This is a genomic window from Pseudomonas sp. WC2401 (assembly GCF_041200115.1).
Taxonomy (GTDB): domain Bacteria; phylum Pseudomonadota; class Gammaproteobacteria; order Pseudomonadales; family Pseudomonadaceae; genus Aquipseudomonas; species Aquipseudomonas fragi.
The window spans coordinates 741,757-767,875 of record NZ_CP165623.1 but is presented as its reverse complement, the minus strand read 5'-3'; the positions used below and the strand labels follow the sequence as shown (position 1 = coordinate 767,875).

Annotated in this window: 27 protein-coding genes; 11 read left to right on the top strand and 16 right to left on the bottom strand. The window is 59.3% G+C overall.

Features of this window, described 5'->3' with window-relative positions:
• Positions 1-172: 172 nt before the first annotated feature.
• Complete coding sequence (locus tag AB3G35_RS03365) at positions 173-919, bottom strand: NRDE family protein (protein ID WP_016782778.1); 747 nt, start codon at positions 917-919, stop codon at positions 173-175.
• Between the two features lie 129 nt (positions 920-1,048).
• On the opposite strand from AB3G35_RS03365, the gene AB3G35_RS03360 reads away from it, so the two are divergent.
• Genes AB3G35_RS03360 through AB3G35_RS03350 form a run of 3 tightly spaced genes read left to right on the top strand, consistent with a single transcriptional unit; the run spans position 1,049 to position 3,672 of the window.
• Entirely contained in the window at positions 1,049-1,831 is a 783-nt protein-coding gene (locus AB3G35_RS03360) for a sulfite exporter TauE/SafE family protein (RefSeq protein WP_016782779.1), read from the top strand.
• A 12-nt stretch (positions 1,832-1,843) separates the two neighbouring features.
• Positions 1,844-2,647 (top strand): prolipoprotein diacylglyceryl transferase, encoded by an 804-nt coding sequence (gene lgt / locus AB3G35_RS03355; RefSeq protein ID WP_016782780.1) that lies wholly within the window; start codon positions 1,844-1,846, stop codon positions 2,645-2,647.
• 53 nt (positions 2,648-2,700) lie between these two features.
• Positions 2,701-3,672, top strand: a complete 972-nt coding sequence (locus AB3G35_RS03350) for a thymidylate synthase (protein ID WP_016782781.1) — start codon at positions 2,701-2,703, stop codon at positions 3,670-3,672.
• A 48-nt stretch (positions 3,673-3,720) separates the two neighbouring features.
• On the opposite strand, the gene AB3G35_RS03345 is transcribed toward AB3G35_RS03350, so the two are convergent.
• Complete coding sequence (locus tag AB3G35_RS03345) at positions 3,721-4,386, bottom strand: fumarylacetoacetate hydrolase family protein (protein WP_095004004.1); 666 nt, start codon at positions 4,384-4,386, stop codon at positions 3,721-3,723.
• Positions 4,387-4,564: 178 nt separating this feature from the next.
• Positions 4,565-5,959, bottom strand: coding sequence for an FAD-binding oxidoreductase (locus AB3G35_RS03340; protein WP_016782783.1), 1,395 nt, complete (start codon positions 5,957-5,959; stop codon positions 4,565-4,567).
• 206 nt (positions 5,960-6,165) lie between these two features.
• Between AB3G35_RS03340 and serA the strand changes: the two genes are divergently transcribed.
• Complete coding sequence (serA, locus tag AB3G35_RS03335) at positions 6,166-7,395, top strand: phosphoglycerate dehydrogenase (protein ID WP_083369705.1); 1,230 nt, start codon at positions 6,166-6,168, stop codon at positions 7,393-7,395.
• A 58-nt stretch (positions 7,396-7,453) separates the two neighbouring features.
• Here serA and AB3G35_RS03330 read toward each other — a convergent pair whose 3' ends face one another.
• Entirely contained in the window at positions 7,454-7,891 is a 438-nt protein-coding gene (locus AB3G35_RS03330; protein ID WP_016782785.1) for a DUF4399 domain-containing protein, read from the bottom strand.
• Positions 7,892-8,029: 138 nt separating this feature from the next.
• Here AB3G35_RS03330 and AB3G35_RS03325 point away from each other — a divergent pair, with 138 nt between their 5' ends.
• A complete protein-coding gene (locus tag AB3G35_RS03325) occupies positions 8,030-8,671 on the top strand; it encodes a transporter substrate-binding domain-containing protein (protein ID WP_106117010.1) in 642 nt (213 codons plus the stop codon).
• A 102-nt stretch (positions 8,672-8,773) separates the two neighbouring features.
• Here the strand turns inward: AB3G35_RS03325 and AB3G35_RS03320 are convergent, their stop codons facing one another.
• From AB3G35_RS03320 to AB3G35_RS03310, 3 genes are read right to left on the bottom strand one after another with little or no spacing between them, the layout of a single operon-like run.
• Positions 8,774-10,030, bottom strand: coding sequence for a cytochrome c (locus tag AB3G35_RS03320; RefSeq protein WP_169870163.1), 1,257 nt, complete (start codon positions 10,028-10,030; stop codon positions 8,774-8,776).
• 12 nt (positions 10,031-10,042) lie between these two features.
• The gene (locus AB3G35_RS03315) at positions 10,043-11,827 is read right to left on the bottom strand and encodes a GMC family oxidoreductase (RefSeq protein ID WP_369782303.1); all 1,785 of its coding nucleotides are present in this window, start codon (positions 11,825-11,827) and stop codon (positions 10,043-10,045) included.
• Positions 11,828-11,829: 2 nt separating this feature from the next.
• Positions 11,830-12,570, bottom strand: a complete 741-nt coding sequence (locus AB3G35_RS03310; protein ID WP_016782789.1) for a gluconate 2-dehydrogenase subunit 3 family protein — start codon at positions 12,568-12,570, stop codon at positions 11,830-11,832.
• A gap of 303 nt (positions 12,571-12,873) precedes the next feature.
• On the opposite strand from AB3G35_RS03310, the gene AB3G35_RS03305 reads away from it, so the two are divergent.
• Complete coding sequence (locus AB3G35_RS03305) at positions 12,874-13,515, top strand: dual specificity protein phosphatase family protein (RefSeq protein WP_324708367.1); 642 nt, start codon at positions 12,874-12,876, stop codon at positions 13,513-13,515.
• Between the two features lie 7 nt (positions 13,516-13,522).
• Here the strand turns inward: AB3G35_RS03305 and AB3G35_RS03300 are convergent, their stop codons facing one another.
• Complete coding sequence (locus AB3G35_RS03300) at positions 13,523-15,529, bottom strand: M3 family metallopeptidase (RefSeq protein ID WP_340055994.1); 2,007 nt, start codon at positions 15,527-15,529, stop codon at positions 13,523-13,525.
• Between the two features lie 112 nt (positions 15,530-15,641).
• Positions 15,642-16,688, bottom strand: a complete 1,047-nt coding sequence (locus tag AB3G35_RS03295; RefSeq protein WP_369782302.1) for an aminopeptidase — start codon at positions 16,686-16,688, stop codon at positions 15,642-15,644.
• A gap of 182 nt (positions 16,689-16,870) precedes the next feature.
• Here AB3G35_RS03295 and AB3G35_RS03290 point away from each other — a divergent pair, with 182 nt between their 5' ends.
• A complete protein-coding gene (locus tag AB3G35_RS03290) occupies positions 16,871-17,287 on the top strand; it encodes a hypothetical protein (protein ID WP_016782793.1) in 417 nt (138 codons plus the stop codon).
• Here the strand turns inward: AB3G35_RS03290 and AB3G35_RS03285 are convergent.
• Positions 17,279-17,524, bottom strand: coding sequence for a DUF1161 domain-containing protein (locus AB3G35_RS03285; protein ID WP_029611642.1), 246 nt, complete (start codon positions 17,522-17,524; stop codon positions 17,279-17,281). The two genes, AB3G35_RS03290 and AB3G35_RS03285, sit on opposite strands and share 9 nt — an antisense overlap.
• A 147-nt stretch (positions 17,525-17,671) precedes the next feature.
• A complete protein-coding gene (locus AB3G35_RS03280) occupies positions 17,672-18,103 on the bottom strand; it encodes an OsmC family protein (protein WP_016782795.1) in 432 nt (143 codons plus the stop codon).
• Positions 18,104-18,318: 215 nt separating this feature from the next.
• Here AB3G35_RS03280 and AB3G35_RS03275 point away from each other — a divergent pair, with 215 nt between their 5' ends.
• A complete protein-coding gene (locus AB3G35_RS03275) occupies positions 18,319-19,323 on the top strand; it encodes an LLM class flavin-dependent oxidoreductase (protein ID WP_106117002.1) in 1,005 nt (334 codons plus the stop codon).
• Positions 19,324-19,443: 120 nt separating this feature from the next.
• Here the strand turns inward: AB3G35_RS03275 and AB3G35_RS03270 are convergent, their stop codons facing one another.
• Together AB3G35_RS03270 and AB3G35_RS03265 are read right to left on the bottom strand one after the other, a co-directional pair.
• Entirely contained in the window at positions 19,444-19,668 is a 225-nt protein-coding gene (locus tag AB3G35_RS03270) for a DUF1161 domain-containing protein (protein ID WP_083369703.1), read from the bottom strand.
• A gap of 120 nt (positions 19,669-19,788) precedes the next feature.
• Positions 19,789-20,004, bottom strand: coding sequence for a dodecin (locus AB3G35_RS03265; protein ID WP_016782798.1), 216 nt, complete (start codon positions 20,002-20,004; stop codon positions 19,789-19,791).
• A 154-nt stretch (positions 20,005-20,158) separates the two neighbouring features.
• Here AB3G35_RS03265 and AB3G35_RS03260 point away from each other — a divergent pair, with 154 nt between their 5' ends.
• On the top strand, positions 20,159-20,485 hold the full coding sequence (locus AB3G35_RS03260) for a YqjD family protein (protein ID WP_016782799.1): 327 nt from the start codon (positions 20,159-20,161) through the stop codon (positions 20,483-20,485).
• On the opposite strand, the gene AB3G35_RS03255 is transcribed toward AB3G35_RS03260, so the two are convergent.
• Positions 20,482-21,378: a LysR family transcriptional regulator gene (locus AB3G35_RS03255; protein WP_106117000.1), complete on the bottom strand. Its 897-nt coding sequence runs from the start codon at positions 21,376-21,378 to the stop codon at positions 20,482-20,484. The genes AB3G35_RS03260 and AB3G35_RS03255 overlap by 4 nt on opposite strands.
• Positions 21,379-21,491: 113 nt before the next feature.
• On the opposite strand from AB3G35_RS03255, the gene trpB reads away from it, so the two are divergent.
• Complete coding sequence (gene trpB, locus AB3G35_RS03250) at positions 21,492-22,712, top strand: tryptophan synthase subunit beta (RefSeq protein ID WP_016782801.1); 1,221 nt, start codon at positions 21,492-21,494, stop codon at positions 22,710-22,712.
• Complete coding sequence (gene trpA / locus AB3G35_RS03245; protein WP_016782802.1) at positions 22,712-23,518, top strand: tryptophan synthase subunit alpha; 807 nt, start codon at positions 22,712-22,714, stop codon at positions 23,516-23,518. The genes trpB and trpA overlap by 1 nt, the downstream gene beginning before the upstream one ends.
• Positions 23,519-23,652: 134 nt before the next feature.
• Here the strand turns inward: trpA and epsC are convergent, their stop codons facing one another.
• Entirely contained in the window at positions 23,653-24,579 is a 927-nt protein-coding gene (gene epsC / locus AB3G35_RS03240) for a serine O-acetyltransferase EpsC (RefSeq protein WP_083369702.1), read from the bottom strand.
• A gap of 88 nt (positions 24,580-24,667) precedes the next feature.
• Entirely contained in the window at positions 24,668-26,050 is a 1,383-nt protein-coding gene (locus AB3G35_RS03235; RefSeq protein WP_369782301.1) for a M16 family metallopeptidase, read from the bottom strand.
• Between the last annotated feature and the right edge of the window lie 69 nt (positions 26,051-26,119).

Below are 26,119 nucleotides of genomic sequence, written 5' to 3'. Positions count from 1 at the left end.
TGCCTGCGATACAGGCGACGCGGTCTGGCAGGCACACCCCAGCGATGCCATCGCGAGCAAGCCCGCTCCCACAAAGGATCCTGGCAAGCCATGAATTCTGCTGGCCATGCATAACCTGTGGGAGCTAGCTTGCCTGCGATGCAGGCGACGCGGTCTGGCAGGCACACCGTGTTCATGCCTCTATCCTTACTTCTCCCAACCGCCCCCCATGCGGCCCGAAGCTGTGCTCCACCATCACCCTTGAGCCGTCTGCATTCACAATCAGCGCGGTACTGGCACGAGTGCCATAACTTGGGCTGGCGATAAACACGCTCGACAGCAAACTCTCCGTGGCCAGCCCCACGCCGGTGTCCGGTAGTTCGCTGAACGGGGCCGTCTGCGCATCCTTGAGCAACGCCAGCAGCGCTTGTGGCTGCGGGTTGTCCAGCACCTCGGCCAGCGCTGCCTTGGCCTTGAGCAGTTTGGGCCAGGGCGTATCCAGCCCGCCGTTGGACACACCATAAATCCCCGCACTCAGCGGTTGCGGCGCCAGGTCCCTGGAGTTGAAATGCCAGAGCTGATCTGCGGTGCCCAACAGCAGATTAAAACCGGCATAGTCGACAGAACGTCGGCCAACCTGGGTGAAATACTCGGCAATTGACTGGTTGCCGGTGAGAAAGTCTGCCACCAGCTCGCCCCGTGAGCGCCGTGAAGGCGGCTTGTGCGGCTCGCGGATGTTGGTCAGGGCCGCAAAGCGTCCATCGGCACCAATACCCAGCCAGGTGCCTCCCGCTTCAAGGTCGCGCCCGGCATACACTTGCGGCGCATTGACCCACTGCGCCAGCGGTTTGGCAGGGCGCGCATAGAATTCATCGCGGTTGGCCGCAACGACCAAAGGCTGTGCATGGCCGGGGCGCCAGGCGAAGACAATCAGACACATGGGCAGTCCTTAATGTTTTTTTAACCACACTACTTATAGATTGATCGGGCGGCTCGCGCCATACCGTGCAGCGCAGTGGAGCCAAAGCCCTTGCTCCGTTACCATGCGGGTCAAATTTGGGGGGGCGTCATGGAATTTCTGCTCTATCTGGTACTGGGAGGTTTTGCGGGGGTGCTGGCCGGGCTGTTCGGGGTCGGCGGCGGGCTTATCATCGTGCCGGTGCTGGTGTTCAGCTTCACCTTGCAGGGTTTTGACAGCGAGGTGCTGACCCATCTGGCCGTCGGCACGTCGTTGGCCACGATCATCTTTACCTCGATCAACTCGATCCGCGAACACCATCGCAAAGGCGCCGTGCGCTGGCCGCTGGTGCTCTGGATGACCCTGGGTATCCTGATCGGCGCCGGCATCGGCGCGCTGACCGCAGAAGCCATTGCCGGCCCCCACTTGCAGAAAATCATCGGCGTGTTCGCCGTGGTGATCGCCCTCCAGATGGCCCTGGGCTTACAGCCCAAGGCCACTGGCACAGTACCTGGCAAGGTCGGGCTGACCCTGGCCGGTACCGTTATTGGCTGGGCATCGGCGATTTTCGGCATCGGCGGCGGCTCGCTGACCGTGCCGTTCCTGAGCTGGCGCAGCGTGCCGATGCAGCAGGCCGTGGCCACGTCATCGGCCTGCGGGCTGCCGATTGCACTGGCAGGTGCATTAAGTTTCATGATCATAGGCTGGCATAACCCCGACCTGCCCGCGCATAGTCTCGGGTTTGTCTACTTGCCCGCGCTGCTCGGGATTGCCCTGACCAGCATGTTTTTCGCCCGTTTCGGTGCGCGACTGGCCCACAAGCTCTCGCCACGCCTGCTGAAACGGCTGTTTGCCGCACTGTTGTTCTGTGTCGGTTTGAGTTTCCTGATCTAACAAGGAGTCGCAATGCTGCCTTACCCGCAGATTGACCCGGTGGCACTGGCCATCGGCCCGCTGAAAATCCATTGGTACGGCCTGATGTACCTGATCGGCATTGGCGCTGCCTGGCTGATCCTGTCGCGACGCCTTAACCGCTTCGACCCGACCTGGACCAAGGAGAAGCTCTCCGACCTGGTGTTCTGGGTGGCCATGGGCGTGATTGTCGGCGGCCGTTTGGGTTATGTGCTGTTTTACGACCTGAGCGCCTACATCGCCAACCCGTTGCTAATTTTTGAAGTGTGGAAGGGCGGCATGGCGTTCCACGGTGGCCTGATCGGCGTGATGCTGGCGGTGTGGGGCTTTGGCAAACGCAACGGCAAGTCGTTCTTCCAGATCATGGACTTTATCGCCCCTGTCGTGCCGATTGGCCTGGGTGCGGGGCGCATCGGCAACTTTATCAACGCTGAACTGTGGGGTAAGGCCAGCGATGTGCCGTGGGCGATGATTTTCCCTACCGACCCACAGCAACTGGCGCGTCATCCGTCGCAGCTTTACCAGTTCGCCCTCGAAGGTGTGGCACTCTTCCTGATTCTTTGGCTGTACTCGCGCAAACCACGGCCAACCATGGCGGTTTCCGGGATGTTCGCCCTGTTCTACGGCATCTTCCGCTTTATCGTCGAATTCGTCCGTGTACCGGATGCCCAACTGGGCTATCTGGCGTTCGGCTGGGTGACGATGGGGCAAATCCTCTGCATCCCGATGATCGCGGGCGGCCTGCTCCTTATCTGGTGGGCTTATAACCGCGATCCGGCGGCTCAAAAAGCTGCGTAATACATTCGAATGGCGGGGCTTACAAAGCCCCGCATTCAAACGGTAGGAAAACCATGAAGCAATATCTCGACCTCGTTGCCAACGTCATCAAAAACGGCACCCTGCAAGCCAACCGCACCGGCGTGAAGACCATCAGCCTGCCCGGCGCCATGTTGCGTTATGACCTCAAGGAAGGCTTCCCGGCCATCACCACCCGGCGCATGGCGTTCAAATCGGCCATTGGCGAGATGTGCGGCTTCTTGCGCCCGGTCAACAGTGCCGCGGACTTCCGAGCATTGGGTTGCAAGGTGTGGGACCAGAATGCCAACGAAAACGCCCAGTGGCTGGCCAACCCGTTCCGTCAGGGCGAAGACGACCTGGGCGAAATCTACGGCGTGCAATGGCGCAAGTGGCCGGCCTACAAGCAAGTCGAGCGCAGCAATACGGCCGCAATCGAACTGTGCCTGAGCCAGGGTTACCGCCAGATTGCCGAAGGCGAAGAAGACGGCCAGGCCTATGTGGTGCTGTACAAAGCCATCGACCAGGTGCGCCAGTGCGTCGACACCATCATCAATGACCCGGGCAGCCGCCGCATCCTGTTCCACGGCTGGAACTGCGCCCAGCTCGACGAAATGGCCCTGCCGCCGTGCCACTTGCTGTACCAGTTCCACCCGAATGTCGAGACGAAGGAAATTTCCCTGACCCTCTACATCCGCTCCAATGACCTGGGCCTGGGTACGCCGTTCAACCTGACCGAAGGCGCGGCACTGCTGAGCCTGATCGGCCGCCTGACCGGCTATACGCCGCGCTGGTTCACCTACTTTATTGGCGATGCCCATGTGTATGAAAACCACCTGGACATGCTCAACGAACAGCTGACCCGCGAGCCGTACCCGATGCCAAAACTGGTGATCTCGGACCGCGTGCCGGAATTCGCCAAGACCGGCGTGTACCAGCCAGAGTGGCTGGGCCTGATCGAGCCGAGTGACTTTAGCCTCGAAGGCTACCAGCACCACGCGCCCATGACCGCACCGATGGCGGTGTAATACAACAGCCTGTGACTGCCACAGGCTGTATCAACGCGTCAGGCTGAGCTAGCGAACGATACTCTCGAAGCGGCTCACGCCTGTCAGCTCCAGCACCAGCTCATCCCCCACATTCAGCGGGCCTACGCCTACCGGTGTGCCGGTCATGATCACGTCACCGGCTTGCAGCGAGAAGCATGCGGCCATGTGCTGGATCATCGGCACAATCGGATTGAGCATCAGGGCGCTATTGCCGTCCTGACGCACTTCGCCATTGATGGTCAAACGAATGCCGATATCGGCCAGGTCAGCAAAGGCGCTGCTCTGCACGAAAGGGGCCAGCACACAGGCGCCATCAAACGACTTGGCAATTTCCCACGGCAAGCCCTTGCTCTTGAGCTCGGCCTGTTTGTCACGCAGGGTCAGGTCCAGGCCGGGGGCAAAACCGGAGATCGCGTCCAGCACTTCCTCGGCGCTCGGGTTGTTCGACAGGGGCTTGCCGATCAGCACCGAAATTTCGGCTTCGTAATGCACCGAACCGCGTTCGGTGGGGATTGCAAAGCCGCCTTCCAGAGGCACGACACAACTGCCCGGCTTGATGAAAAGCAGGGGCTCGGTCGGGATCGGGTTATCCAGTTCCTTGGCGTGTTCGGCGTAGTTACGGCCGATGCACACCACCTTACCGATGGGAAAGTGAATCCGGGTACCGTCGACATACTGGTGCTGATAGCTCATGGACCGACTCCGCTGATAACTAATGATCCCGTAGCAGCTGCCGCAGGCTGCGTCCGGCGGCGAAGCCGTCGTAAAGTCGGTGATTACGGTTTGCCAGGCAAACCGCGTATTCAGGATTTACGATCGCTTCGCCGCCGGACGCAGCCTGCGGCAGCTGCTACGGGTTATGTGTGGTTAATTAAACCGCAAAAATCTTGCCGGGGTTCATGATGCCTTTAGGGTCGAACACGGCCTTCAGCGCTTTCATGTACTCGATCTCCACCGGCGAGCGGCTGTAGGTCAGGTAATCACGCTTGGTCATGCCCACGCCATGCTCGGCCGAGATCGAACCGTTGTACTTCTCGACGGTTTCAAACACCCACTTGTTCACCGTCGCGCACTTGGCAAAGAACTCGTCCTTGCTCAGGTTTTCCGGCTTGAGGATGTTCAAGTGCAGGTTGCCGTCGCCAATATGGCCGAACCAGACAATTTCGAAGTCCGGGTAGTGTTCGCCGACGATCGCGTCAATTTCTTTCAGGAATGCCGGGACTTTCGACACAGTGACCGAAATGTCGTTTTTGTACGGCGTCCAGTGGGAGATGGTCTCGGAGATGTACTCGCGCAGTTTCCACAGGTTCTGCAGCTGGGTTTCGCTCTGGCTCATCACACCATCAAGCACCCAGCCTTCTTCCATGCAGTGTTCGAAGGTTTCCAGGGCAGCGTTGGCCACTTCTTCGGTGGTCGCTTCGAATTCCAGCAGGGCGTAGAACGGGCAGTCGGTCTCGAACGGCGAAGGCACGTCGCCACGGTCCATGACCTTGGCCAGCGCCTTGTCGGAGAAGAACTCGAAAGCCGTCAGATCAAGCTTGTTCTGGAAGGCGTGCAGTACCGGCATGATCGAATCGAAATCTGCCGTGCCCAACACCATCGCCGTCAGATTTTTCGGCGCACGGTCCAGGCGCATGGTGGCTTCCACCACAAAACCCAGGGTGCCTTCGGCGCCGATAAACAGCTGGCGCATGTCGTAGCCGGTGGCGTTCTTGATCAGGTCCTTGTTCAGCTCCAGCACGTCGCCCTTGCCGGTGACCACTTTCATGCCGGCCACCCAGTTGCGGGTCATGCCGTAGCGAATCACCTTGATCCCGCCGGCATTGGTGCCGATATTGCCGCCAATCTGGCTCGAACCTGCCGAAGCAAAATCCACCGGGTAGTACAGGCCGTTTTCTTCGGCCAGGTTCTGCAGATGTTCAGTCACGACACCTGGCTGGCAGACCACGGTACGGTCGGTCAGGTTGATGTCCAGCACCTGGTTCATGTAGTCAAACGACACCACCACTTCGCCATTGGCAGCTACGGCTGCAGCGGACAAACCGGTGCGGCCGCCCGAAGGCACCAGCGCCACGTTATGGGCGTTGGCCCACAGCACGATGGCCTGCACTTGCTCGGTGGTTTTCGGGAACACGATGGCCAGCGGGGCCGGGGCGAAATGCTTGGTCCAATCCTTGCCGTAAGCATTAAGGGAGTCGGCGTCGGTCAAAACCTTGCCAGGCTCTACCAGGGTCTTCAGCTCATCAATCAAGGCAGGATGGGTCATCAACAGAACTCTCGAACAATTCATGGTCATCCTGAGAACGCTTCACGTCGCAGGAATGGGTGTTTAGCGGGGCGCTTATGCTAGCATACGACCCCCCCGCAGAATCGAGCCACTGGACGATTCTCGGTGCCGGTCTTCACGCCGGCCAGGTCAGCTCGCGCTGTCCATTCCCTGCCATTTTTTCTCTGGGACACAGGTTTACGCAGATGAGCAAGACTTCTCTCGATAAGAGCAAGATCAAGTTCCTTCTTTTGGAAGGCGTCCACCAATCCGCTGTTGAAGTGCTCAAATCCGCCGGGTACACCAGCATTGAGTACATCACCAGTTCCTTGCCTGAAGCCCAGCTGAAGGAAAAGATCGCTGATGCCCACTTTATCGGCATCCGTTCTCGTACCCAGCTGACCGAAGAAGTGTTCGATTGCGCCAAGAAACTGGTCGCTGTTGGTTGTTTCTGCATCGGCACCAACCAGGTCGACCTCAACGCTGCTCGCGAACGCGGTATCGCTGTTTTCAACGCCCCTTACTCCAACACCCGTTCGGTGGCCGAGCTGGTGCTGGCTGAAGCGATCCTGTTGTTGCGTGGCATCCCTGAGAAAAACGCTTCCTGCCACCGTGGTGGCTGGATCAAGAGCGCGGCCAACTCCTTCGAAATCCGCGGCAAGAAGCTGGGCATCGTCGGTTACGGCTCGATCGGTACCCAGTTGTCGGTTCTGGCTGAAGGCCTGGGCATGCAGGTGTTCTTCTACGACACCGTGACCAAGCTGCCATTGGGCAATGCGACTCAGGTGGGCAATCTGCACGAGCTGTTGGGCATGTCCGACATCGTCACCTTGCACGTACCGGAAACCGCAGCCACCCAGTGGATGATCGGCGAGAAAGAAATCCGCGCCATCAAAAAGGGCGGCATTCTGATCAACGCTGCGCGTGGCACCGTGGTTGAGCTGGACGCCCTGGCTGACGCGATCAAGGACAAGCACCTGATCGGCGCCGCTATCGACGTGTTCCCGGTTGAGCCGCGCTCCAACGACGACGTGTTCGAAAGCCCGCTGCGTGGCCTGGACAACGTGATCCTGACCCCGCACATCGGCGGCTCCACCGCTGAAGCGCAAGCCAACATCGGTCTGGAAGTGGCAGAAAAACTGGTCAAGTACAGCGACAACGGTACTTCGGTATCGTCCGTGAACTTCCCGGAAGTGGCCCTGCCGGCCCACCCTGGCAAGCACCGTCTGCTGCACATCCACCAGAACATCCCGGGCGTGATGAGCGAAATCAACAAGATCTTCGCCGAAAACGGGATCAACATCTCCGGCCAGTTCCTGCAAACCAACGAGAAAGTTGGCTATGTAGTGATCGACGTCGACGCCGAGTCCTCGGATCTGGCGCAAGAGAAGCTGCAGACCATCAACGGCACCATTCGTTGCCGCGTGTTGTTCTAAACGCGCTTCACTAAAAAGGGAGACCCTCGGGTCTCCCTTTTTTATGCGTCGAAAACGCTTATTTCACATTAACCGTGATTTTTTCCGACACGATGCTTGGCTTGAACGGCACATGCACCTGGTTGCCCAGCACCAGTTGCAAGGTGTGCTTGCCAGGTGGCAGGGTGACCTGGGTTTCGGTCTGGGCCTTGCCGAAGTGGATATGGTTGGCATCAGCCGGGATCGGTGCGTTCTCGGCCGGCAACTGGTCGACATCGATCAGCAGGTGGTGATGGCCCGCATGTGGCGTGGCCTCGGTGATAGGCGCCAGCGGCATGCCTTCGATGCCGAATTTAACGGTGAAGGTTTGATCAACCGTGGCACCGTCTTTAGGTTCGACGATAAACACTTTGGCGCCTTTTGGAGCCGCTTCCGACTCCAGGCCGGCCGCCGTGGCCATGACCGAAGCGCCCATCAACACAGAAGCCAACGCAACACGAGACAGTAGAGCTTTCATTTTTTTCTCCGGTTTTTGCAAAAATCTTCAGGGTCGGACAACTTTGAGCCAAAGCGTTGTCCAACGCCGCAAGTGACCAACATAAAGCAAAGCGAACGTTAAATGCGATTCGCTTGCATCCCAACCAAAGGAGTGACCATGCGTTTATTGCCGGGCCTGATGCTTTTACTGCCACTGGTGAGCCCTTTTGCTCAAGCCGAACTGATCGACGACGTGAATGACCGTGGCGAACTGCGCATCGCCCTTGAAGCCGATATGCCACCGTTCAGCTTCAAACAGGACGGGCGCCTGACAGGCTTTGACGTCGAGTTGGGTGAGTTGCTGGCCCAGGAACTGGAAGTGCATGCCTCCATTCTAGTCACCGACAGCGATGACCTGCTGTCAGGGGTTGAGAGCGGCAAATACGATGTCGCCATCAATCATGTGGCTTTGACCCCTGCGCTGCAGGATCGGTTCGATTTCAGCGAGCCTTACAGCCACCTGCAAGCGCAGGCGATTGCCCGGCAGGAACAGCCGCGCTCACCCAGCAGCCTTGCCATGTTTCAGGGCCAGACGTTAGGCGTAGCTCAGGGCAACACGTTTGTCGACCGCGGGCCATTGGTGACGGTGGCGCAGAAAGCGCCAGATACCGATGAGGAAGTTGCCCTGGCGATCCCCTTCCAGAAAGGCAACCCGGCGTTCCAGGCCAGCCTGGACAAGGCGTTGCAGCGGATCAAGGCAGACGGGAGGCTGGAGGCGTTGTCGCAGAAATGGTTCGGGGCGGCTGCAAGACAGCCCTGAATACCCAATGTGGGAGCGGGCTTGCTCGCGATGGCGAGCGACTCGGTCATTCAGGCATACCGAGTCGTTTGCATCGCGAGCAAGCCCGCTCCCACCGAATACTCAGGGTTGACGAATTGCCTTCACATCCCCGGCCTTCACTTCAGCCGCCTGGTTGCCCCAACTGGTGCGGATAAAATTGACCACATCGGCCACTTCCTGATCCGACAAGCGCCAGTCGAAAGCCGGCATGGTGAACGTTGACGGCGCCGTATGCGTCGCAGGCAATGTCCCACCCTTAAGCACGATATGGATCAGCGATGTCGGGTCGGCCGACTGCAACACCGGGTTACCCGCCAATGCCGGGAACACTCGGGTATAGCCGTGACCGTCAGTGCGATGGCAGGCCGCGCAGTTGTCGATGTACACCGCCGCGCCGCGCTTGCTGTCATCACCGTTCCACAGGGCATCCGCTACAGCCGGATCGTACTGATGGGGCTTGTCCGCCGGATTCACTGCCGGCAACGACTTCAGGTAACGAGCGATAGCCGTCAAGTCTGCGTCGGACATGTACTGCATGCTGTGTACGATCACATCGCTCATGCCGCCAAATACCGCACTGCGATCACTACGCCCGGTCTTGAGGAACTGCACCAACTGGTCTTCGCTCCAGCTGCCCAACCCGTCCTTGTGATCACCGCGCAAGTTCTTCGCGATCCAGCCTTCCAGCGGTGCGCTGCCTGACAGGAATGCCGGGCTGTCGCTGGCACTCAGGGCTTTTTCCTGCATGGTCAGGGCGCGTGGCGTATGGCATGCGCCGCAGTGCCCAAGGCCTTCCACCAGATAGGCGCCACGGTTAAGCACCACGTCTTTGCCGGCGTCGGGCTTGAAGTCTTCAACCGCCGGGGCAAACAGCCAGCGCCAGATCGCCAGCGGCCAGCGCATGCTCAGCGGCCACGGAATGTCTGCCTCCTGATTCGCTTGTTCGACAGGTTTTACGCCCTTCATAAAGTAGGCATACAACGCTCGCATATCCGCCTCGTTGACCCGCGCATACGACGGGTACGGCATGGCCGGGTACAAGGTGCTGCCGTTTTGCGCGACGCCGTGGCGCACGGCTTTGTCGAAGTCTTCAAAGCTGTAGCTGCCAATGCCGTTTTTGTCCGGCGTGATATTGGTCGAGTAGATCGTACCGATCGGGGTTTCCATCGCCAGGCCACCGGCGAACGGCTTGCCGCCCTTGGCGGTGTGGCACGCCACGCAGTCACCGGCGCGAGCCAGGTATTCACCCTGTTTGATCAGCGCTTGCGGGTCACTCTCTTCAGCCACAGCCGAGAAGCTGGCGAACAGGGCCAGGGTCGCGATAACAAATGCTTTCATGGTCATCGCTCCTTATGCCTGAACCAGCGGGCCGGGGTTTTTCAGGTACTGCTCGCGGATTGCCCGCGCCGACCAGTACGTCAATGCCGCCACGAGACCTGTGGGGTTGTAGCCCAAACCTTGTGGGAAAGCCGATGCGCCCGGCACAAATACGTTGTGAACGTCCCAGCTTTGCAGGTAGCGGTTCAGTGCGCTGGTTTTCGGGTTGGTGCCCATGATCGCGCCACCGTTGAGGTGGGTGGTCTGGTACGACGACGTATTGAAGTGGTCGCCTACCTGCTTGCCGATACGCGCAATGGCCTTGGGGTTCATCGCTTCGGCGATCTTGCCCATTTTTTCCATCATGAAGCGGTTCATCTTGATGTCGTTTTCTTGCCAGTCGAACGTCATGCGCAGCAGAGGTTGGCCGTAGGCATCGCGATAAACCGGGTCAAGATCAAGGTAGTTGCCACGGTAGGACTGATGCGCACCGTGGGCGTCCATCGACACTTGGTGGGTGTAGTAATCGGCGGTTGCACGCTTCCATGCGCTGCCCCAGGCCGGCGTACCCGGCGGGTTGGACGTACCTGCAATCGGTCGGCTACCGGCCTGGTTGACCCACATTGGCGAACCACCGACAAAGCCGTGGGGGCCGTGGTCGAAGTTGTCGGCGTTGAAGTCGTCAATCGCCACGCCATTGCCGCCCGCACCGATAAAGTTGTTGGTGTGAACATCTTTGTCGAAGTAGGCCTTGATGGTGCCCATGTTCTGGTAAGCGAAGTTTTTGCCCACCACGCCTTCACCGGTTTTCGGGTCATACGGCTTGCCAATGCCCGACAGCAACATCAGACGCACATTGTGGAACTGGAACGCACCAAGGATCACCAGATCGGCCTGCTGCTCGATTTCGCGGCCCAGGGCATCGATATAGGTCACACCAGTGGCTTTGGTTTTGGTGCTGTCCAGGTTGACCCGGATCACATGAGCGTTAGGGCGCAGCTCAAAGTTCGGCAACGGCTTCAGGGCAGGAAGAATATTGACGTTGGGCGATGCCTTGGAATACATGTAGCACACGTAACCGCTGCAAAAACCGCAGAAGTTGCACGGGCCCATCTGCGCGCCGTAGGGGTTGGTGTAAGGCCCCGAGGTGTTCGCCGAGGGCAGGTTGTAAGGCTTGTAGCCCACTTCATTAGCCGCTTTCTGAAACAGCTGTGCGGAGTAGGTGTTCTTCTGCGACACCAATGGGAAGTGGTCGGAGCGATCCGGTGCGTAAGGGTTGCCACCCTTGCCTTCACCGACCCGTTGGCCATTGACGGTCCAGGCCTGGCCCGAAGTACCCAAGACCTTTTCCGCATAGTCGAAAAACGGCTCCAGTTCTTCGTAGCTGACGCCGAAGTCCTGGATGGTCATGTCCTTGGGGATAAAGTTCTTGCCGTAGCGCTCTTCGTAATGACTGCGCATGCGCAGTTCGATCGGGTCGACCCGAAAGTGCACCCCAGACCAGTGCAAGCCTGCACCGCCCACACCATTACCGGGTAAAAAAGCGCCCAACTGGCGGTTTGGCAAAGCCACGTCATTGACGCTATGGCGGATGGTGACGGTTTCCTTGGAGACGTCCTGGAACAGCTTTTTACGCACGCTGTAGGTGAGTTCGTCGATTACCTGTGGATAGTTACCGTCCGGGTAAGTGTCCTGCATCGGGCCACGTTCGAGGGCCACAACATTCAGACCAGCTTCGGTCAGTTCTTTGGCCATGATCGCGCCGGTCCAGCCGAATCCGACGATAACTGCATCAACTTTTTTCATAACGGTCGACATGCTCAAGCCCTCTCGCCGCGAATGGAAACTGCCGGGAAGGGGTATTGCTCGTTGCGTTCAACCCAGTCCATGAAATCAGCGCGCGCGCCGGGGAAGCCGATCATGGTCCAGCCGACCATGCCTTTGTTGCCACCGTGAATCGGGTCGCAAAAGAAACCTTCCTTGGTGTTTTGCAGCAAAAAGCTGAAAAACATCTTGGCCGGAACGCTATCGAATTTCGGTGTGCCAGCTTCCAGCTGTTTGAGCACTTCGTCTCGGGTAGCGCTGTCTAGCCCAGCAAATGTTGAGTTATAGGCCTTTTTGCACAGTTCCTCCGTGGCAGCGATGCCCAGGCGGTAGATCTGTTTTGGCACCAGTTTGCTCTGCCAGCCCATTTCCGGTGCTGCGTCGGCATTGAACGGGCCTTGCATAAACCACAGTGCACCGCTGGCGTAAGGGGTGTTCATCTGACGGTCGATATATTCCGGCACACCGGCTTCCAGAGCGCCCGGGCCCTGCTCGTCGGCCGGGATCAGGCGCGCGACGGCGGCGTTGACGAACGCCCACTCTTCGGCGGTGAAGTAGGTCGGCTCATAAGCCGTGCCTGCTGTGGCAACGGACGGCGCAGGGGCAGGGGCGGCCTGCACGTCAGGCGTGGCCATCAGGACGGAACCACCAAGGCCCGTGCTCGCAACAGTGACCACTGGAATCAGGGTCAGGGTTTTGCGCAAAAACTCACGCCGGGGGTTGTCTTGCTCAGACATGCAGGGGGCACCTCATCAGGCAGTCACGGATTACAGCCGCTCATGGGCAGCTTTTCGTTTTGGCAGCGGTACAGGGCGTTATCGACCCAGGGAACAGGCACGCATGCAAAGTTTGGTTACAAATACTAACAGGCCGGGCGCACAGATGAATCGTTTCATGCGTAAATTTGCCGCACTACTGGCATAGCGCCATCTACGCTGACGCCATCACGTTTTTTTGACAATTGAGCGACATAGTTTTGATTCGGCATCACGCAATCTTGCGCCTCACCTTCCCAACACCTTGTTAATGGTCGAACTGACATGCCCAAAGCCCGGTTTTTTCCTGCTCTGTGCCTGACCTTGCTGGCAGCATTTGCACTGCCTCAGGCCCAGGCCGACGAAACCACCCAGGCCCGACCAGCCCAGTGGGCACAGCCCATCGCGACCCAGTACAACCTGTATCAAATGTCCCCGACCTTGTACCGCAGCGCATTGCCTGACAGCGCCGCGCAGCCGTTGCTGGATAAACTGCATATCGCCACCGTGATCAACTTCCTGCCCGATGCCGACAGTTCCTGGCTCAATACCCCAGATGTCGCACAAGTCCAGTTGCCTTATCGCACCAACCATGTGGATGACGCTGATGTGCTGGCCGCCTTGCGCGCCATTCAGACCGCGCAAGCCCAAGGCCCGGTGTTGATGCATTGCAAGCACGGTTCGGACCGCACCGGGCTGATGGCGGCGATGTACCGCGTGGTGGTGCAGGACTGGAGCAAGGAAGACGCCCTGAAGGAAATGACCCAGGGCGGCTTTGGCGAAAACTCGCACCACAAGGATGGCGAGAGCTACATGATGAAGGCCGATATCCCACAGTTGCGTGCAGCCTTGAGCAGCGGGGCGTGCAGTACCAGCCCGTTTGCAACCTGCGTGGTAAAAAACTGGCTCAAATCTGCCAAGTCCTGATTAACGGTCAAATACCCGCTGGCGGTCGCCCCATAAACAATGCGAACGACTCTGATAGCGGGTATTCACTGCCCGGTGCATGAAACGCTTCGCGGTAGGCCATGCCCGCTTGCGGGCTGAACACACCCTCCTGCTCGAATCGCGCAAAAACCTGCTCGGCCAGCGCTGCGGCCTGCTCGCGCAGGTAGTAGTTGGCGTCATGCCCCGCGACCATATAGTCAAACGTATTGGCAAAACGCTCATGTTCAGCCTGGGGTAAAGGCTGGACCTGATTTTGTGCGCTACGCCAAACCGCCTCCACGCTGCGACCATCGCCCCAAGTCAGGTGCAGTTCAAAATCAAACAGCGAACGCGACAGTTCCTGCACCTCTTCCAGCCAACGCTCGGTATCACGGGCACTCAAGGCCTGGTCAACCTGCTCATAGGTCAGTTCACTGTCGTGTTGATGGTGCCGGGCATACCAGCGCAGGCTGTCCCGCGACCAGCACCATTGCTCTGCACACTTGCCTGCAAATCGCGAGGCTACGGAGCCCAGGCTGTCCACCCGGGAAAACGCACTGTAGGGGCTGCGGGTCAGCAGCAACTTCAGGCAATGGCCCAACTCATGGAACAAGGTGCCCATCTGCACATGGTTCAGCAGCGCAGGTGCGCCCTCGGCTTCGGGGGTAAAGTTGCCATGCACAATGGCCACCGGGGTGGTCAGCTCCCCCTGTGCATTGACTCGACGGCTGCGTGCCGACTGCATCCAGCAGCCATTGATTTTGGGGGCACGCATATAAGGGTCGATAAAAAGATGCCCCAGCAGCACACCGGCTTCGTTTACCTCAAACAGGCGAACATCCGGGTGCCAGGTGTTGAATGACGTTTGCTCCACCAGATCGACCGCAAACAGGCGCTTGACGACCAGCACAATGCCCTCGAAAACGCGATTGAAAGGGAACCAGGCGCGCAACTGATCGTTGCTCAGTGCGCCAGGCTGCCGGCCATGCCTGCGGGCCAGAAACAACAGATCCCAGGGTTGGAGCCTGTCGTACCCCAGCGTGGCCGCCAGGGCATGCAACGCCGCCGTTTGCGTTGCAAAACGCGCTGATTTTTGTGCAATGCGGGTGCGCAGCATACCCAGCACTGCATCCGTCGAGGCCGCCTTGTTCTGGATGCTCAGCTCGGCATGGTTGCCGTACCCCAACAGCAAGGCCTTCTGATGGCGCAAGCTGAGCAGATCGTTAAGCACCGGACCATTGTCATATTGCCCGCCAGCGGGGCCCAGCTCGGAAGCCCGCGTGTTGTAGGCGGTGAACAGTTCTTCGCGCAACGCCCTGTTCTGGCAACAGCTCATGATTTCAGTGTAAGTGTCACGCTCTTCGAGGGTAATCAGCCAGCCCTCAAGACCGGCCGCCCTGGCCGTCTGCGCCAGCTGTGCCTTGAGTGCAGCGGGCAGGCCCGCCAGCAATGACTCATCGTGAACCAGCCGCCGCCAGGCCTTTCGGGATTGCCGGGCATTTTCGAAAAACACCCATTCCAGCCTGGAAATTTCACGGTTGAGCCGAGCCAGTTCGCCTCGGTCTGCGGCGGGCAGCTCACTCCCGGCCAACCGGTAGTCCAGCAGGATCTTGTGCAGCAACGCCTGCTGGGCACGATCCAGCTCCAGGGCCTCGGGGCTGTGGGCCAGCGCCTTGCAGGCAAGGTAAAGACCGCGATCTTGCAGCACCTGGGTCTTGTAGTCGTGGGCCGCGCGGAAACAATCGCCGATGGTGGTTTCCCAGGGCACGTCCCGGGATACCTGCCCCAGCGTCATGATGACGCCTATGGCGTCGTCCAGCCGCGCCGTCAAAGTCTCCATCGGCAAAATCAGTCCAGACCAGGTGGGGTGCCGGGACTGGGTGGCGACGATACGGCTGATTGTCTGCAGGTTGTCGGCAACAATGTGTTCAATGGCCGGCTTGAGGTGTTCGAGACGCACCTCGCTGTAAAGGGGCAGGAGGGTAGTGCTCAACAGCGGGTTGGTTGGCTCCATGGCTGTATTCCTTGAGAGTTCTGCTTCATTTCGGGCTGAGTAACTGTGGGGTTTCAGCCTAAAGAAGCAGAACTTTCAAGGGCACTATCTATGTAGTGCAGCGAATCAAACCTCAGCGGCCAGCCCATTGCTGCAAGGCGGCCTTGCGCTGCCCGGGGGGCAATTTGCCCAGCTGTTCGACTTCGGCATAAAACCTTGGCCAGTCATTGCCGACGTGCTTGTACAAGGCCGCGAAGGCGGGCACCCATTGATCGTACAGGCCGAAGGGCAGCAGTTTGGCGTTATTCAGCGGGCCATTGACCCACGCGTCATAGCGCGGATTTCCCGCCCATTGCTGATCCCGTAACTGACGATAATCACGGCGCATTCGTTCAAATTCCGCGGCTTTACGCTGCTGCATCTCGGCTGTTGGCAACGACTGTGCATAAAGAGTTTTCAAGCGCTGGCGAGTATCGAGCACCAAGGCGATAAATTGCTCGCGTTGCTGCAGGTTGCTGCTGCCGGAGGGTGGCAGGCCTTGCCTGGCGCGCCATTGGCGGGTGCCTTCCTGTTCAACGAAGCTGGCGAAAGACTCGTTGAACTCAGTGTCGTCCTTCACATAAAACCGCTGATGGGCCAGTTCATGAAAGATCAGCGTGGCCAAACGCTCATCACCCCAATTGAGCATGCTGTTGAGGATCGGGTCATCAAACCAGCCCAGGGTGGAATAGGCTTCGACGCCGCTGACAAACACATCCATGCCCTGCTGGTGTTGCAGGGCAGCTTCACCTCGCGCCGCACCCTGGCTGTAATAACCCCGGTAGGCCACGCACCCGGCGATGGGGAAGCAATGGGTTACCGGGTTGAGGGAAAACTCCGGGGTGGCGAAGACATTCCACACCACATAAGGCCGCTTGAGGTCGGCGTACAGGCGATAGCTCTGGTTGTCCGGCAGGTGCAAATGCTCACTGGCAAAGGTGCGTGCGGCCTGGGCTTTTACCAATTGGTCTCGCAGTTCAACCGGGCGCTGCGGGTCGGCAATGACCGTGCTCACCTGCTCGCGGGCCTGCAATAACTGCCACTGCCCTCCCGCCAGTTGCGAGTAATACGAAGCACTGGAACAGCCATTGATCAGCGGTATCAGGGCAATGGCAAGCAGGCAGCGAACACGCGGCGTCATAAAGCGATCCCGGCGGCAAAGTGACAATGGTGTGGGAGCGGGCTTGCTCGCGATACAGCCAGCACAGTCCTTCAGACAAGCCGCATCGATGCCATCGCGGGCAAGCCCGGCTCCCACAGAGGGCTGAGCTGCGAAGCGGCATTGCGCGCTATGCTTGTGTAACAAATTATCTGGTAATCATCATGCGCACTTTTTTGCTTGTGTTGACCGTGTGCCTGCTCAGCGCCTGCGCCAGCACGCCGATCCCCCCAGCGAACCCCAGCATGGCCTGGGTCGACCTTGAAACCCAAACCGGCAAGCTGGTAATGGCCGAGCGCCTGGACAACCAACGCCTGACCGACGGCCGCTATTTTCAGGTGACGCCGGGCAGCCACGAGTTGATGGTGCGTTTTGATTTCGAGGTGTTTGTCGGCGGCATGGGCATGTTCAGCGATCCCCAGGAGCGCTTGTGCTACATCACGCTCAATTATCCGGGCTTCGAGGCCGGCCAGCGCTACCGCCTGCAAGCCCGCTCTCTGGGCTTCAATGCCTACGCCCGGCTGTACAACGCAACGGGCAAGGTGGTGGCCGAGGAGCGGCTGGTCAACTGCTTACCGTGACGCCTGGCGGTCATTATTCTGGTAGATGATTTTTTTGCTACCGAATTCGCACGAACCTACCACCATGTTCTCATCGTGAACTTCTTCATTGCTCACGATTTCGAGCGTATAGGACGACACGTTATTGGCCTGGATCTTGGCCTCAATTTCGGTCTTCAGTTCTTCACATGGCTTGGGGGCTGCCAGTACCGATGTGGCCATGGCGCAGCAAACAACAGCTAGAGCGAAACGTTTCATGGTGAGACTCCCTTGAGGCAGAACGCAAAGTCATGATCTGACGCGAGTGGTGACCATTCGATCACATTTGGCGCAGTGCAGGACTGATCTGTCGCAGCCGGGCATCAACTGTACCCCGCTTGCGGCAAGCGGGGTACAGGGGTGTCGTCAGCTCACCAGAGTAGCGTCGAGGGTGATTTTGGCGTTCAGCACCTTGGACACCGGGCAGCCTTCTTTGGCTTTGGTGGTCAGTTCGTCAAATTGCGCCTGGGTGGCACCGGGCACCTTGGCCTTGAGTACCAGATGCACGGCGGTGATGGCAAAGCCACCCTCCACTTGATCCAAGGTTACTTCAGCCGTGGTGTCGATACTGTCAGCCTTGAGCCCGGCATCACCGAGAATCATCGACAAGGCCATTGAGAAACAGCCTGCGTGGGCTGCGCCAATCAGCTCTTCGGGGTTGGTGCCCTTACCGCCTTCGAACCTCGCCTTGAAGCCATACGGCGCTTCACGCAGTACGCCGGTTTCAGTGGAGATGGAGCCGATGCCGGTTTTAAGATCGCCTGCCCAATGAGCCGATGCTTTCTTTTTGATACTCATGCGTGCCTCCTGAAGAACGGCGCGAAGGTTTCACGCCTTGAATGAACTAGTGAGGGTAGTTCGCTCCACAAAGTTCACCCTATCGGACCAATCGTCATTTTTAGTAGCTCAATTCCCAGCCAACCATTGAAACTCGGGTATATGCCCATATTGCTGTAAACACTGGCAGGTCATGCGAGCACTCTGACCTGCATCCCACCTGGAGTAGCCGGCTGATGAAACGACTGTCTGACATCAAATTCTCGACCCTCGACCTGGTCCCTGTGCGCGAAAACGGCAGCGCAGCCCAGTCGTTGCGTAATTCGCTGGATCTGGCACAGCACGTGGAAAAGTTCGGCTACAACCGTTTTTGGGTCGCTGAACACCACAATATGGACGGCATCGCCAGCTCGGCGACCTCGGTGTTGATCGGTTATCTCGCCGGCGGCACTTCGACCATCCGTGTCGGTTCGGGCGGTGTGATGCTGCCCAACCATGCGCCCTTGGTGATCGCCGAACAGTTCGGCACCCTCGAAAGCCTGTACCCCGGCCGTATTGACCTGGGCTTGGGCCGTGCGCCCGGCTCGGACCAGATGACCGCCCGCGCCCTGCGCCGCGAGCGCTCGGGCAGTGCCGATGATTTTCCGCAGGATGTGGCCGAACTGCTGCGCTATCTGGGCCCGCGCACGCCCGACCAACGGATCATCGCCATGCCGGGCACCGGTACCCAGGTTCCGGTCTGGCTGCTGGGCTCCAGCCTGTTCAGTGCGCAACTGGCCGGTGAAATGGGGTTGCCTTACGCCTTTGCTTCACATTTCGCACCGCGCCTTATGCATGAAGCGATTCGTGTCTATCGCAACCACTTCAAGCCTTCGGCGGTGCTGGACAAGCCTTATGTGATGCTTGGCGTGCCGCTGGTGGCTGCCGACACCGACGAGCAGGCCGAGTACCTGGCCACTTCGGTGTACCAGCGCATTCTGGCGCTGATGCGCGGGCAGAGCCTGGTACAGCGCCCGCCGGTGGAGACAATGGACGGTTTGTGGCTACCCCATGAAAAAGAGGCCGTCATGAGCTTTCTGGGCCTGGCGATGGTGGGCAACCCGCAGAAAATCAAGGCCAAACTGGATGTGCTGGTTGAGCAGACCCAGGCTGACGAGCTGATTTTTACCTGTGATTTGTATGAGCATGCGGACCGCATTCATTCGTATGAATTGCTGTCGCAGGTGATGAAAGGGGCCTGACGCAAAGGGAAGTGTGGGAGCGGGCTTGCTCGCGATGGTATCGACGCGATTGATCTGAAACACCGCGGCGTGCACATCGCGAGCAAGCCCGCTCCCACAAGATTTACTACTGCGCTGGACTTATCCGCGCTTGTAGACGATTTCTTTGGTGCCGGCTTCGCAAGAGCCCACTACTTTGCCGTCAGCGGCAGCACCTTTTTCCACGACAGTCAGCGAATAATGCTTGGCGCCATTGGCTTCAATCTTCGCCGCGATTTCGCTTTTCAGTTCTTCGCATGGCTTGCCCGCTGCGAACGCCGTTCCTGCCAGACTCAGCAAACCTACAGCCAATAAAATCTTTTTCATCGGTCACATTCCCCGGTCAAAACAAAAAGGGTGCAATGCGTACATGCCGCATTGCACCCAGACGGTGTAGCGGACTTTATGGCAAACGGCCAGTCCGCGGGTCAAAAGCCTTGCTTCAGATCAGCTGCTGGCGATGCGAAAGCCGACTTTGAGTGTCACTTGATAGTGCGCCACCTTGCCGTCCTTGATGTGCCCGCGCGTATCAACCACCTCGAACCACTCCAGATGCTTGATGCTTTTGTTGGCCTCGGCCAGTGCATTACTGATGGCGTCTTCTATGCTGGTCGGGGACGAGCCTACCAGTTCAACTTTCTTGTAGGTGTGATGGTCAGACATAACGTTCTCCTTTGTCGTAAATCAAAGCCTAGCAGCGATTGTGCTAAATACTTTGTAGGCAATTTGAAAGGAAAAGTTCAGGCCAACTGCACTTTCTGGAAACCGCGGAGTCGGACTTAACAAGCACCTCACTCACCAATGCAGGAGAGCCCTAATGGCTAGCAACTCTTTACGTAAAGCCTCATTGCAAAGCATGGAAGCAGAGATCGAGAGCCTGCTCAAGTCTCTGGAAAGCCTCAAGCACGACGCTTCTGACGAGTCCAAAAAGACCCTTGGCATCCTCAAGAACAACGCCGAGAACGCGCTCAAGCATTCGCGTCACCTGCTCAGCGATGCGCTGGAAGAAGTGAAGGACAAAACTCGCGAAACCGCGATCGCTACCCGCGAATACGCGCAAGAGCACCCATACGCCACCGCTGGCGTTGCCATCGGCGCACTGGGTCTGCTGGCAGCCTTTCTGTTGTGCAAGCGCGGCAATTAATCTGCGCTGCGCGCAAGCTCTGCCTTGAGCCATTGCGCCAGTTGCCCGGCGCGCCCGTCTGCGGCGCGCTTGGGCAGCCATAACGTCAGCTGCGCCGGGGTTTCCTTGAAGCCCCAGGGTGCAGCCAGGCGTCCGGCTTGCAGGTCCTGGGCCACCAGCGGCTCGGGGGCAATCGCCACACCCAGCCCCGCAACGGCGGCTTCAAGCAAGTAGTACAAGTGCTCAAACCCCTGTCCGTATTGCAAATCCTTCGCCTCGATTGCGTTTTTTTGCGCCCAGCTCGGCCATGCCTGCGGCCGTGACGCGGTGTGCAACAAGGGTTCGCCAAGCAAGGCACTGGCCGGAGCGTTGCGCAATTGTTCGTAGTGCGCGTATCGCGGGCTGACCACCGGACCGATGCGCTCGCTGGCCAGTTCGTACACCTGCATGTCGGCGGGCCACGGCGGCTCGGCAAATACCAGCAAAGCGTCAAGCCCGGGGCGACGCGGGTCAAGATCGCCTTCACCGGCTGAGAGGTGCAGGCGCAAGTCCGGCAAGTCGGCATTCAAGCGGCCCAGGCGCGGAATAAACCAGCGCGCCAGCAAACTGCCCGAACAGCCGAGCACGAAAGGGGCGTCGACCTGGCTTTGCGTGAGTTCAGCGCATACGTTGCGCAAGCGTTCAAAGGCTTCGCCGCTGGCATCACGCAGACGGATACCGGCCTCGGTGAGCTTTAGCCCGCGCCCTTCCTTAACGAACAGGCTCACCCCCAAGTGCTCTTCCAGCACTTTCAATTGCCGACTGACGGCACCGTGGGTGACGTGCAGCTGCTCGGCCGCCAGGCTGACGCTGCTCAGGCGGGCAGTGGCTTCAAAAGCGCGCAGGGCATTGAGGGGCGGGAGGTCGCGGCTCATGATATGTGTGAGTTTTCCTGACAGGTTGTGGCGATCTTATCGGTTTTCATCCCGGGCTGTCACGGGTACAGTCAGGCCCATAGACCTTCGTAACTTTTTATCTGGAGCGTCACATGACTCAATCCACCTTGCGTACCGGCCCTGATGCCAATGGCCTGTTTGGCTCATTCGGCGGCCGTTATGTGGCTGAAACCCTGATGCCGCTGATCCTTGACCTGGATCGCGAGTACGAGCTGGCGAAAAAAGACCCTGAGTTCATCAAGGAACTGGCCTACTTCCAGCGCGATTATGTGGGCCGCCCAAGCCCGCTGTACTTCGCCGAGCGGCTGACCGAGTTCTGTGGCGGCGCCAAGATCTACCTCAAGCGCGAAGAGCTGAACCACACTGGCGCGCACAAGATCAACAACTGCATCGGCCAGATCCTGCTGGCACGGCGCATGGGCAAAAAACGCATCATCGCCGAGACCGGCGCCGGCATGCACGGCGTGGCCACCGCCACCGTCGCTGCGCGCTTTGGCCTGCAGTGCGTGATCTACATGGGCACCACCGACATCGAGCGCCAGCAGGCCAACGTGTTCCGCATGAAGCTGCTGGGCGCTGAAGTCATCCCCGTGGTGGCCGGCACGGGCACCCTGAAAGACGCGATGAACGAAGCCCTGCGCGACTGGGTAACCAACGTCGACAGCACCTTCTACCTGATCGGCACCGTGGCCGGCCCGCACCCGTATCCGGCGATGGTGCGCGACTTCCAGGCCGTGATCGGCAAGGAAACCCGCGACCAGATGCAAGCCCAGGAAGGCCGCCTGCCGGACAGCCTGGTGGCGTGCATCGGCGGTGGTTCCAACGCGATGGGCCTGTTCCATCCGTTCCTGGATGACACCAGCGTTGAAATCATCGGCGTGGAAGCGGCCGGCTACGGCATCGAAACCGGCAAGCACGCCGCCAGCCTCAATGGTGGCGAGCCGGGCGTGCTGCACGGCAACCGCACCTTCCTGCTGCAGGACGACGATGGCCAGATCATCGACGCCCACTCGATTTCCGCCGGCCTCGACTACCCCGGCATCGGCCCTGAGCACGCCTGGTTGCATGACATCGGTCGCGTCGAATACACCTCGGTGACCGACGCCGAAGCCCTGGATGCCTTCCACAAATGCTGCCGCCTTGAAGGCATCATCCCGGCCCTGGAAAGCGCCCACGCACTGGCCGAAGTGTTCAAGCGCGCCCCAACCCTGCCGGCCGATCACCTGATGGTGGTCAACCTTTCGGGCCGTGGCGACAAAGACATGCAAACCGTGATGCACCACATGGAACAGTCTCAACAGGAGCAACACTGATGAGCCGCCTGCAAACGCGCTTTACCGCACTCAAGGAACAAAACCGCGCAGCGCTGGTGACCTTTGTCACGGCCGGTGACCCGGATTACGACACTTCCCTGGCGATCCTCAAGGGCTTGCCGGCGGCGGGTGCCGATGTGATCGAGCTGGGCATGCCCTTCACTGATCCGATGGCCGACGGCCCGGCGATTCAACTGGCCAACATCCGAGCGTTGGGCGCCAAGCAGAACCTTGCAAAAACCCTGCAGATGGTTCGTGAGTTTCGTACCGGTAACGACGACACTCCGCTGGTGCTGATGGGCTATTTCAACCCGATCCACCACTATGGCGTGGCGCGTTTTATTGCCGAAGCCAAAGAGTCGGGCGTCGATGGCCTGATCGTGGTCGACATGCCGCCAGAGCACAACGGCGAGCTGTGCGACCCGGCGCAGGCAGCGGGCCTGGACTTTATCCGCCTGACCACGCCAACCACGGACGACGTGCGCCTGCCGACCGTCCTGGCTGGCAGCTCGGGCTTTGTGTATTACGTTTCGGTGGCGGGCGTGACCGGTGCCGGTTCGGCCACCACTGAACAGGTGAGCGCGGCCATTGAGCGCCTGCGTCGCCATACCGATCTGCCGATCAGCGTAGGCTTTGGTATCCGTACCCCTGAACAGGCTGCGGCAATTGCCCGCCTGGCAGATGGCGTGGTGGTGGGTTCGGCATTGATCGACAAGATCGAAAATGCCGCGACGCCTGAGCAGGCGGTGGATGGTGTACTGAGTTTGTGTGCTGCGCTGGCGGAAGGCGTGCGCAGCGCTCGCTAGGTCAAGAGCGCCCTCACCCTAACCCTCTCCCGGAGGGAGAGGGGACTGACCGCACGCGGCCTCAAAATCTCCATAGATCAGCTCCCTCTCCCTCTGGGAGAGGGCTGGGGTGAGGGCAAAAGGCCTACGCGGTCTTACTTCTGCGTCCCGTCATCATGCAGCAGGTTGGCCTGGGTCAGGTTGCTGCCTGCAGGTACGCTGCGGGTCAGCCATACATTGCCACCAATGGTCGAACCCTGACCAATGGTGATACGCCCCAATATCGTCGCGCCCGCATAAATCACCACATCATCCTCAACGATTGGATGGCGTGGATGGCCTTTCTGCAATTGCCCCGACTCATCTGCCGGAAAGCGCTTGGCACCCAGGGTCACAGCCTGATAGATCCGCACACGTTCGCCGATGATCGCGGTTTCTCCTATCACCACACCCGTACCGTGATCGATAAAGAAACTTCGGCCAATCTGCGCGCCGGGGTGGATATCAATGCCGGTGGCCGAGTGTGCAATCTCTGCGCTGATGCGCGCCAGCAACGGCAGCCCTGCACGGTACAGATGATGGGCCAGACGGTGATGAATCACCGCCAGAATCCCCGGATAGCACAACAGCACCTCATCCACACTGCGCGCCGCCGGGTCACCGTGATAAGCCGCCAGGACGTCTGTGTCGAGGATGCTGCGCAAGCCGGGTAGCGCCAGGGCAAAGTCCTGAATCAGCAAAGTCGCGGTTGCATCCACGCCCTCATCGGCCAACCCGCCCTGGCGAGCCACATAACGCAGCTCCAGGCGGGCCTGTTTGAGCAGCGCATTGAGCGCCACATCCAGGGTGTGGCCGACGTAAAAATCTTCGCTCTCTTCACGCAGGTCCACCGGGCCCAAACGCATCGGGAACAAGGCACCACACAGGGCCTCAAGAATCTCGGCCATTGCCGCACGGGATGGCAGCTCACGGCCCCCCTGTTCACCACTGACCCGGCCGTTCTGCGTGCGCCACTGGTTTCGCGCCGTGCGCAGCTGGCAGACGATGGCTTGCAATTGCCAAGGATTGGAACGATCACTCACGATGAATACTCCGCACGCTGGCGGCTGGATCGACCAGCCGCGAATTGGCAATGATTTTACGGTATCAAAACGTTTACGACTCGGGCAATCAACGCTTGGTCCGACGCCAGATGCGCCAGCTCACCACGGCGATAATCAGCAACGCCAGCCCACCCAGAATGGCCAGGCTCATGCTGTGGTAACTGAACAGCGGTTTTTCGATGCGCACATAGCCTGGCTCGGCCAACAGCTCGCGTAGCGCTACGTTGGCCTGCTTGAGGCTGATGGCTTGCAACTGCCTGGCGGGGTCGGCGAAACGGCCCTCATCGTAGTCACCCAGGGATGCCCAGTAGTAGTCGGCCAACGCGCTGCTGCCTTGCACTGTCCAGGCCTGGCGGGAGATGGCAGTGTTTTTGAGCCGGGCAAAAATCTGCGGATCCAGCCCGTCCTTGAGCAGACGCGCCTTGAGTTGCTCGATCACCTGCCGGGCTTGCGCCACGTTCTCGCGCTCAAGGTCAGCATTGAGGCTTAAAAAGCTCACGCCACCAAATACTTCCCGCTCGGCCCAGGGACCGTAAGATAAGCCATGCTTGAGCCGCAGTTCGCTGTAGAGCGCCCACTCCAGATAATCACGCAGCAGGATCCAGGTTTCGTCGGACTGCCCTTCGATCACAGGTTCAGGGAACAGCCAATGCAAGGTCGCGGTATCCCCCACCACGCCCCGCACCAGTTCGCGCTCGGCCTCAGCCTTGGCATCAATCCCGGCCAGTGGCCGGTGCTCGCTAGGCTCAACCGGCTCAAGGGCGCCGTAAGTGCGCTCCAGATAGGCGGGCAGCAGCCGGTCAAGGTCGCCGACGATAATCAGCGTCATATTGTTGGGCGCATACCAGTTCTGGCGCACGGCCTCCAGTTGCTGGCGCGTAAGATCGTGGACTTCGGCCCGCTCGGCGCATTTAAGGCCCAGCTCGACGGCCAGTTGATTACTGGCACTGTGGCCAAGGTCCTGGCGGTCGAGCCAGCGCTGTAAATGCGAATAATGGCCACCGTCTTCACGCTCGACCACTTGCTTGGCATCGTTAATGCGTTGTTCGGTCAATTGCGTGCGGGTCAGCAGGCCCAGCAGCAGGTCGAGGATCTTGCGCTGGTTTTTGGCCGGGGCTTCGATCACAAAGGTGGTGTCGGCGCTGCTGGTAAAGGCGTTCCATTCGCCACCCAGGGCCTGCATGCGCTCCTCCAGGCCACCTTCGCCGGTGTCATCGATACCGCTGAAAAGCAGATGTTCCAGCAGATGGGGCAATTGCTGATCGGCACACGAAAAGTCGTCCAGGCCAACCCCCACCACCAAACGGATGGCCACATGTCCGCGATCGTTGTTGGGCTTGAGGATCAGTTGCAGGCCATTGGGCAGTTGGTAGCCCTCGACGCTGTAACGATCCAGAGCAAAACCCTGGGCTGCGCCAAGCAACAAACAGATAAACAGCAGGCAACGCATAAAAAATCCCTGAATTCTCGAATCCTTGAGCCCGTGCAGCTTAGTCGCTGCATAACGGCTGACAACAGC

What these genes read in the sequence shown, in the direction of transcription:
- AB3G35_RS03300 (WP_340055994.1), bottom strand. Translation starts at nt 15,529, where the DNA reads ATGGAGCCAACCAACCCGCTGTTGAGCACTACCCTCCTGCCCCTTTAC.
- serA (WP_083369705.1), top strand. Translation starts at nt 6,166, where the DNA reads ATGAGCAAGACTTCTCTCGATAAGAGCAAGATCAAGTTCCTTCTTTTG.
- trpB (WP_016782801.1), top strand. Translation starts at nt 21,492, where the DNA reads ATGACTCAATCCACCTTGCGTACCGGCCCTGATGCCAATGGCCTGTTT.
- AB3G35_RS03255 (WP_106117000.1), bottom strand. Translation starts at nt 21,378, where the DNA reads ATGAGCCGCGACCTCCCGCCCCTCAATGCCCTGCGCGCTTTTGAAGCC.
- AB3G35_RS03325 (WP_106117010.1), top strand. Translation starts at nt 8,030, where the DNA reads ATGCGTTTATTGCCGGGCCTGATGCTTTTACTGCCACTGGTGAGCCCT.
- AB3G35_RS03320 (WP_169870163.1), bottom strand. Translation starts at nt 10,030, where the DNA reads ATGAAAGCATTTGTTATCGCGACCCTGGCCCTGTTCGCCAGCTTCTCG.
- AB3G35_RS03280 (WP_016782795.1), bottom strand. Translation starts at nt 18,103, where the DNA reads ATGAGTATCAAAAAGAAAGCATCGGCTCATTGGGCAGGCGATCTTAAA.
- lgt (WP_016782780.1), top strand. Translation starts at nt 1,844, where the DNA reads ATGCTGCCTTACCCGCAGATTGACCCGGTGGCACTGGCCATCGGCCCG.
- AB3G35_RS03365 (WP_016782778.1), bottom strand. Translation starts at nt 919, where the DNA reads ATGTGTCTGATTGTCTTCGCCTGGCGCCCCGGCCATGCACAGCCTTTG.
- AB3G35_RS03295 (WP_369782302.1), bottom strand. Translation starts at nt 16,688, where the DNA reads ATGACGCCGCGTGTTCGCTGCCTGCTTGCCATTGCCCTGATACCGCTG.
- AB3G35_RS03330 (WP_016782785.1), bottom strand. Translation starts at nt 7,891, where the DNA reads ATGAAAGCTCTACTGTCTCGTGTTGCGTTGGCTTCTGTGTTGATGGGC.
- AB3G35_RS03345 (WP_095004004.1), bottom strand. Translation starts at nt 4,386, where the DNA reads ATGAGCTATCAGCACCAGTATGTCGACGGTACCCGGATTCACTTTCCC.
- AB3G35_RS03235 (WP_369782301.1), bottom strand. Translation starts at nt 26,050, where the DNA reads ATGCGTTGCCTGCTGTTTATCTGTTTGTTGCTTGGCGCAGCCCAGGGT.
- AB3G35_RS03260 (WP_016782799.1), top strand. Translation starts at nt 20,159, where the DNA reads ATGGCTAGCAACTCTTTACGTAAAGCCTCATTGCAAAGCATGGAAGCA.
- AB3G35_RS03310 (WP_016782789.1), bottom strand. Translation starts at nt 12,570, where the DNA reads ATGTCTGAGCAAGACAACCCCCGGCGTGAGTTTTTGCGCAAAACCCTG.
- trpA (WP_016782802.1), top strand. Translation starts at nt 22,712, where the DNA reads ATGAGCCGCCTGCAAACGCGCTTTACCGCACTCAAGGAACAAAACCGC.
- AB3G35_RS03285 (WP_029611642.1), bottom strand. Translation starts at nt 17,524, where the DNA reads ATGAAACGTTTCGCTCTAGCTGTTGTTTGCTGCGCCATGGCCACATCG.
- AB3G35_RS03350 (WP_016782781.1), top strand. Translation starts at nt 2,701, where the DNA reads ATGAAGCAATATCTCGACCTCGTTGCCAACGTCATCAAAAACGGCACC.
- AB3G35_RS03305 (WP_324708367.1), top strand. Translation starts at nt 12,874, where the DNA reads ATGCCCAAAGCCCGGTTTTTTCCTGCTCTGTGCCTGACCTTGCTGGCA.
- AB3G35_RS03315 (WP_369782303.1), bottom strand. Translation starts at nt 11,827, where the DNA reads ATGTCGACCGTTATGAAAAAAGTTGATGCAGTTATCGTCGGATTCGGC.
- AB3G35_RS03265 (WP_016782798.1), bottom strand. Translation starts at nt 20,004, where the DNA reads ATGTCTGACCATCACACCTACAAGAAAGTTGAACTGGTAGGCTCGTCC.
- AB3G35_RS03360 (WP_016782779.1), top strand. Translation starts at nt 1,049, where the DNA reads ATGGAATTTCTGCTCTATCTGGTACTGGGAGGTTTTGCGGGGGTGCTG.
- AB3G35_RS03340 (WP_016782783.1), bottom strand. Translation starts at nt 5,959, where the DNA reads ATGACCCATCCTGCCTTGATTGATGAGCTGAAGACCCTGGTAGAGCCT.
- AB3G35_RS03290 (WP_016782793.1), top strand. Translation starts at nt 16,871, where the DNA reads ATGCGCACTTTTTTGCTTGTGTTGACCGTGTGCCTGCTCAGCGCCTGC.
- AB3G35_RS03270 (WP_083369703.1), bottom strand. Translation starts at nt 19,668, where the DNA reads ATGAAAAAGATTTTATTGGCTGTAGGTTTGCTGAGTCTGGCAGGAACG.
- AB3G35_RS03275 (WP_106117002.1), top strand. Translation starts at nt 18,319, where the DNA reads ATGAAACGACTGTCTGACATCAAATTCTCGACCCTCGACCTGGTCCCT.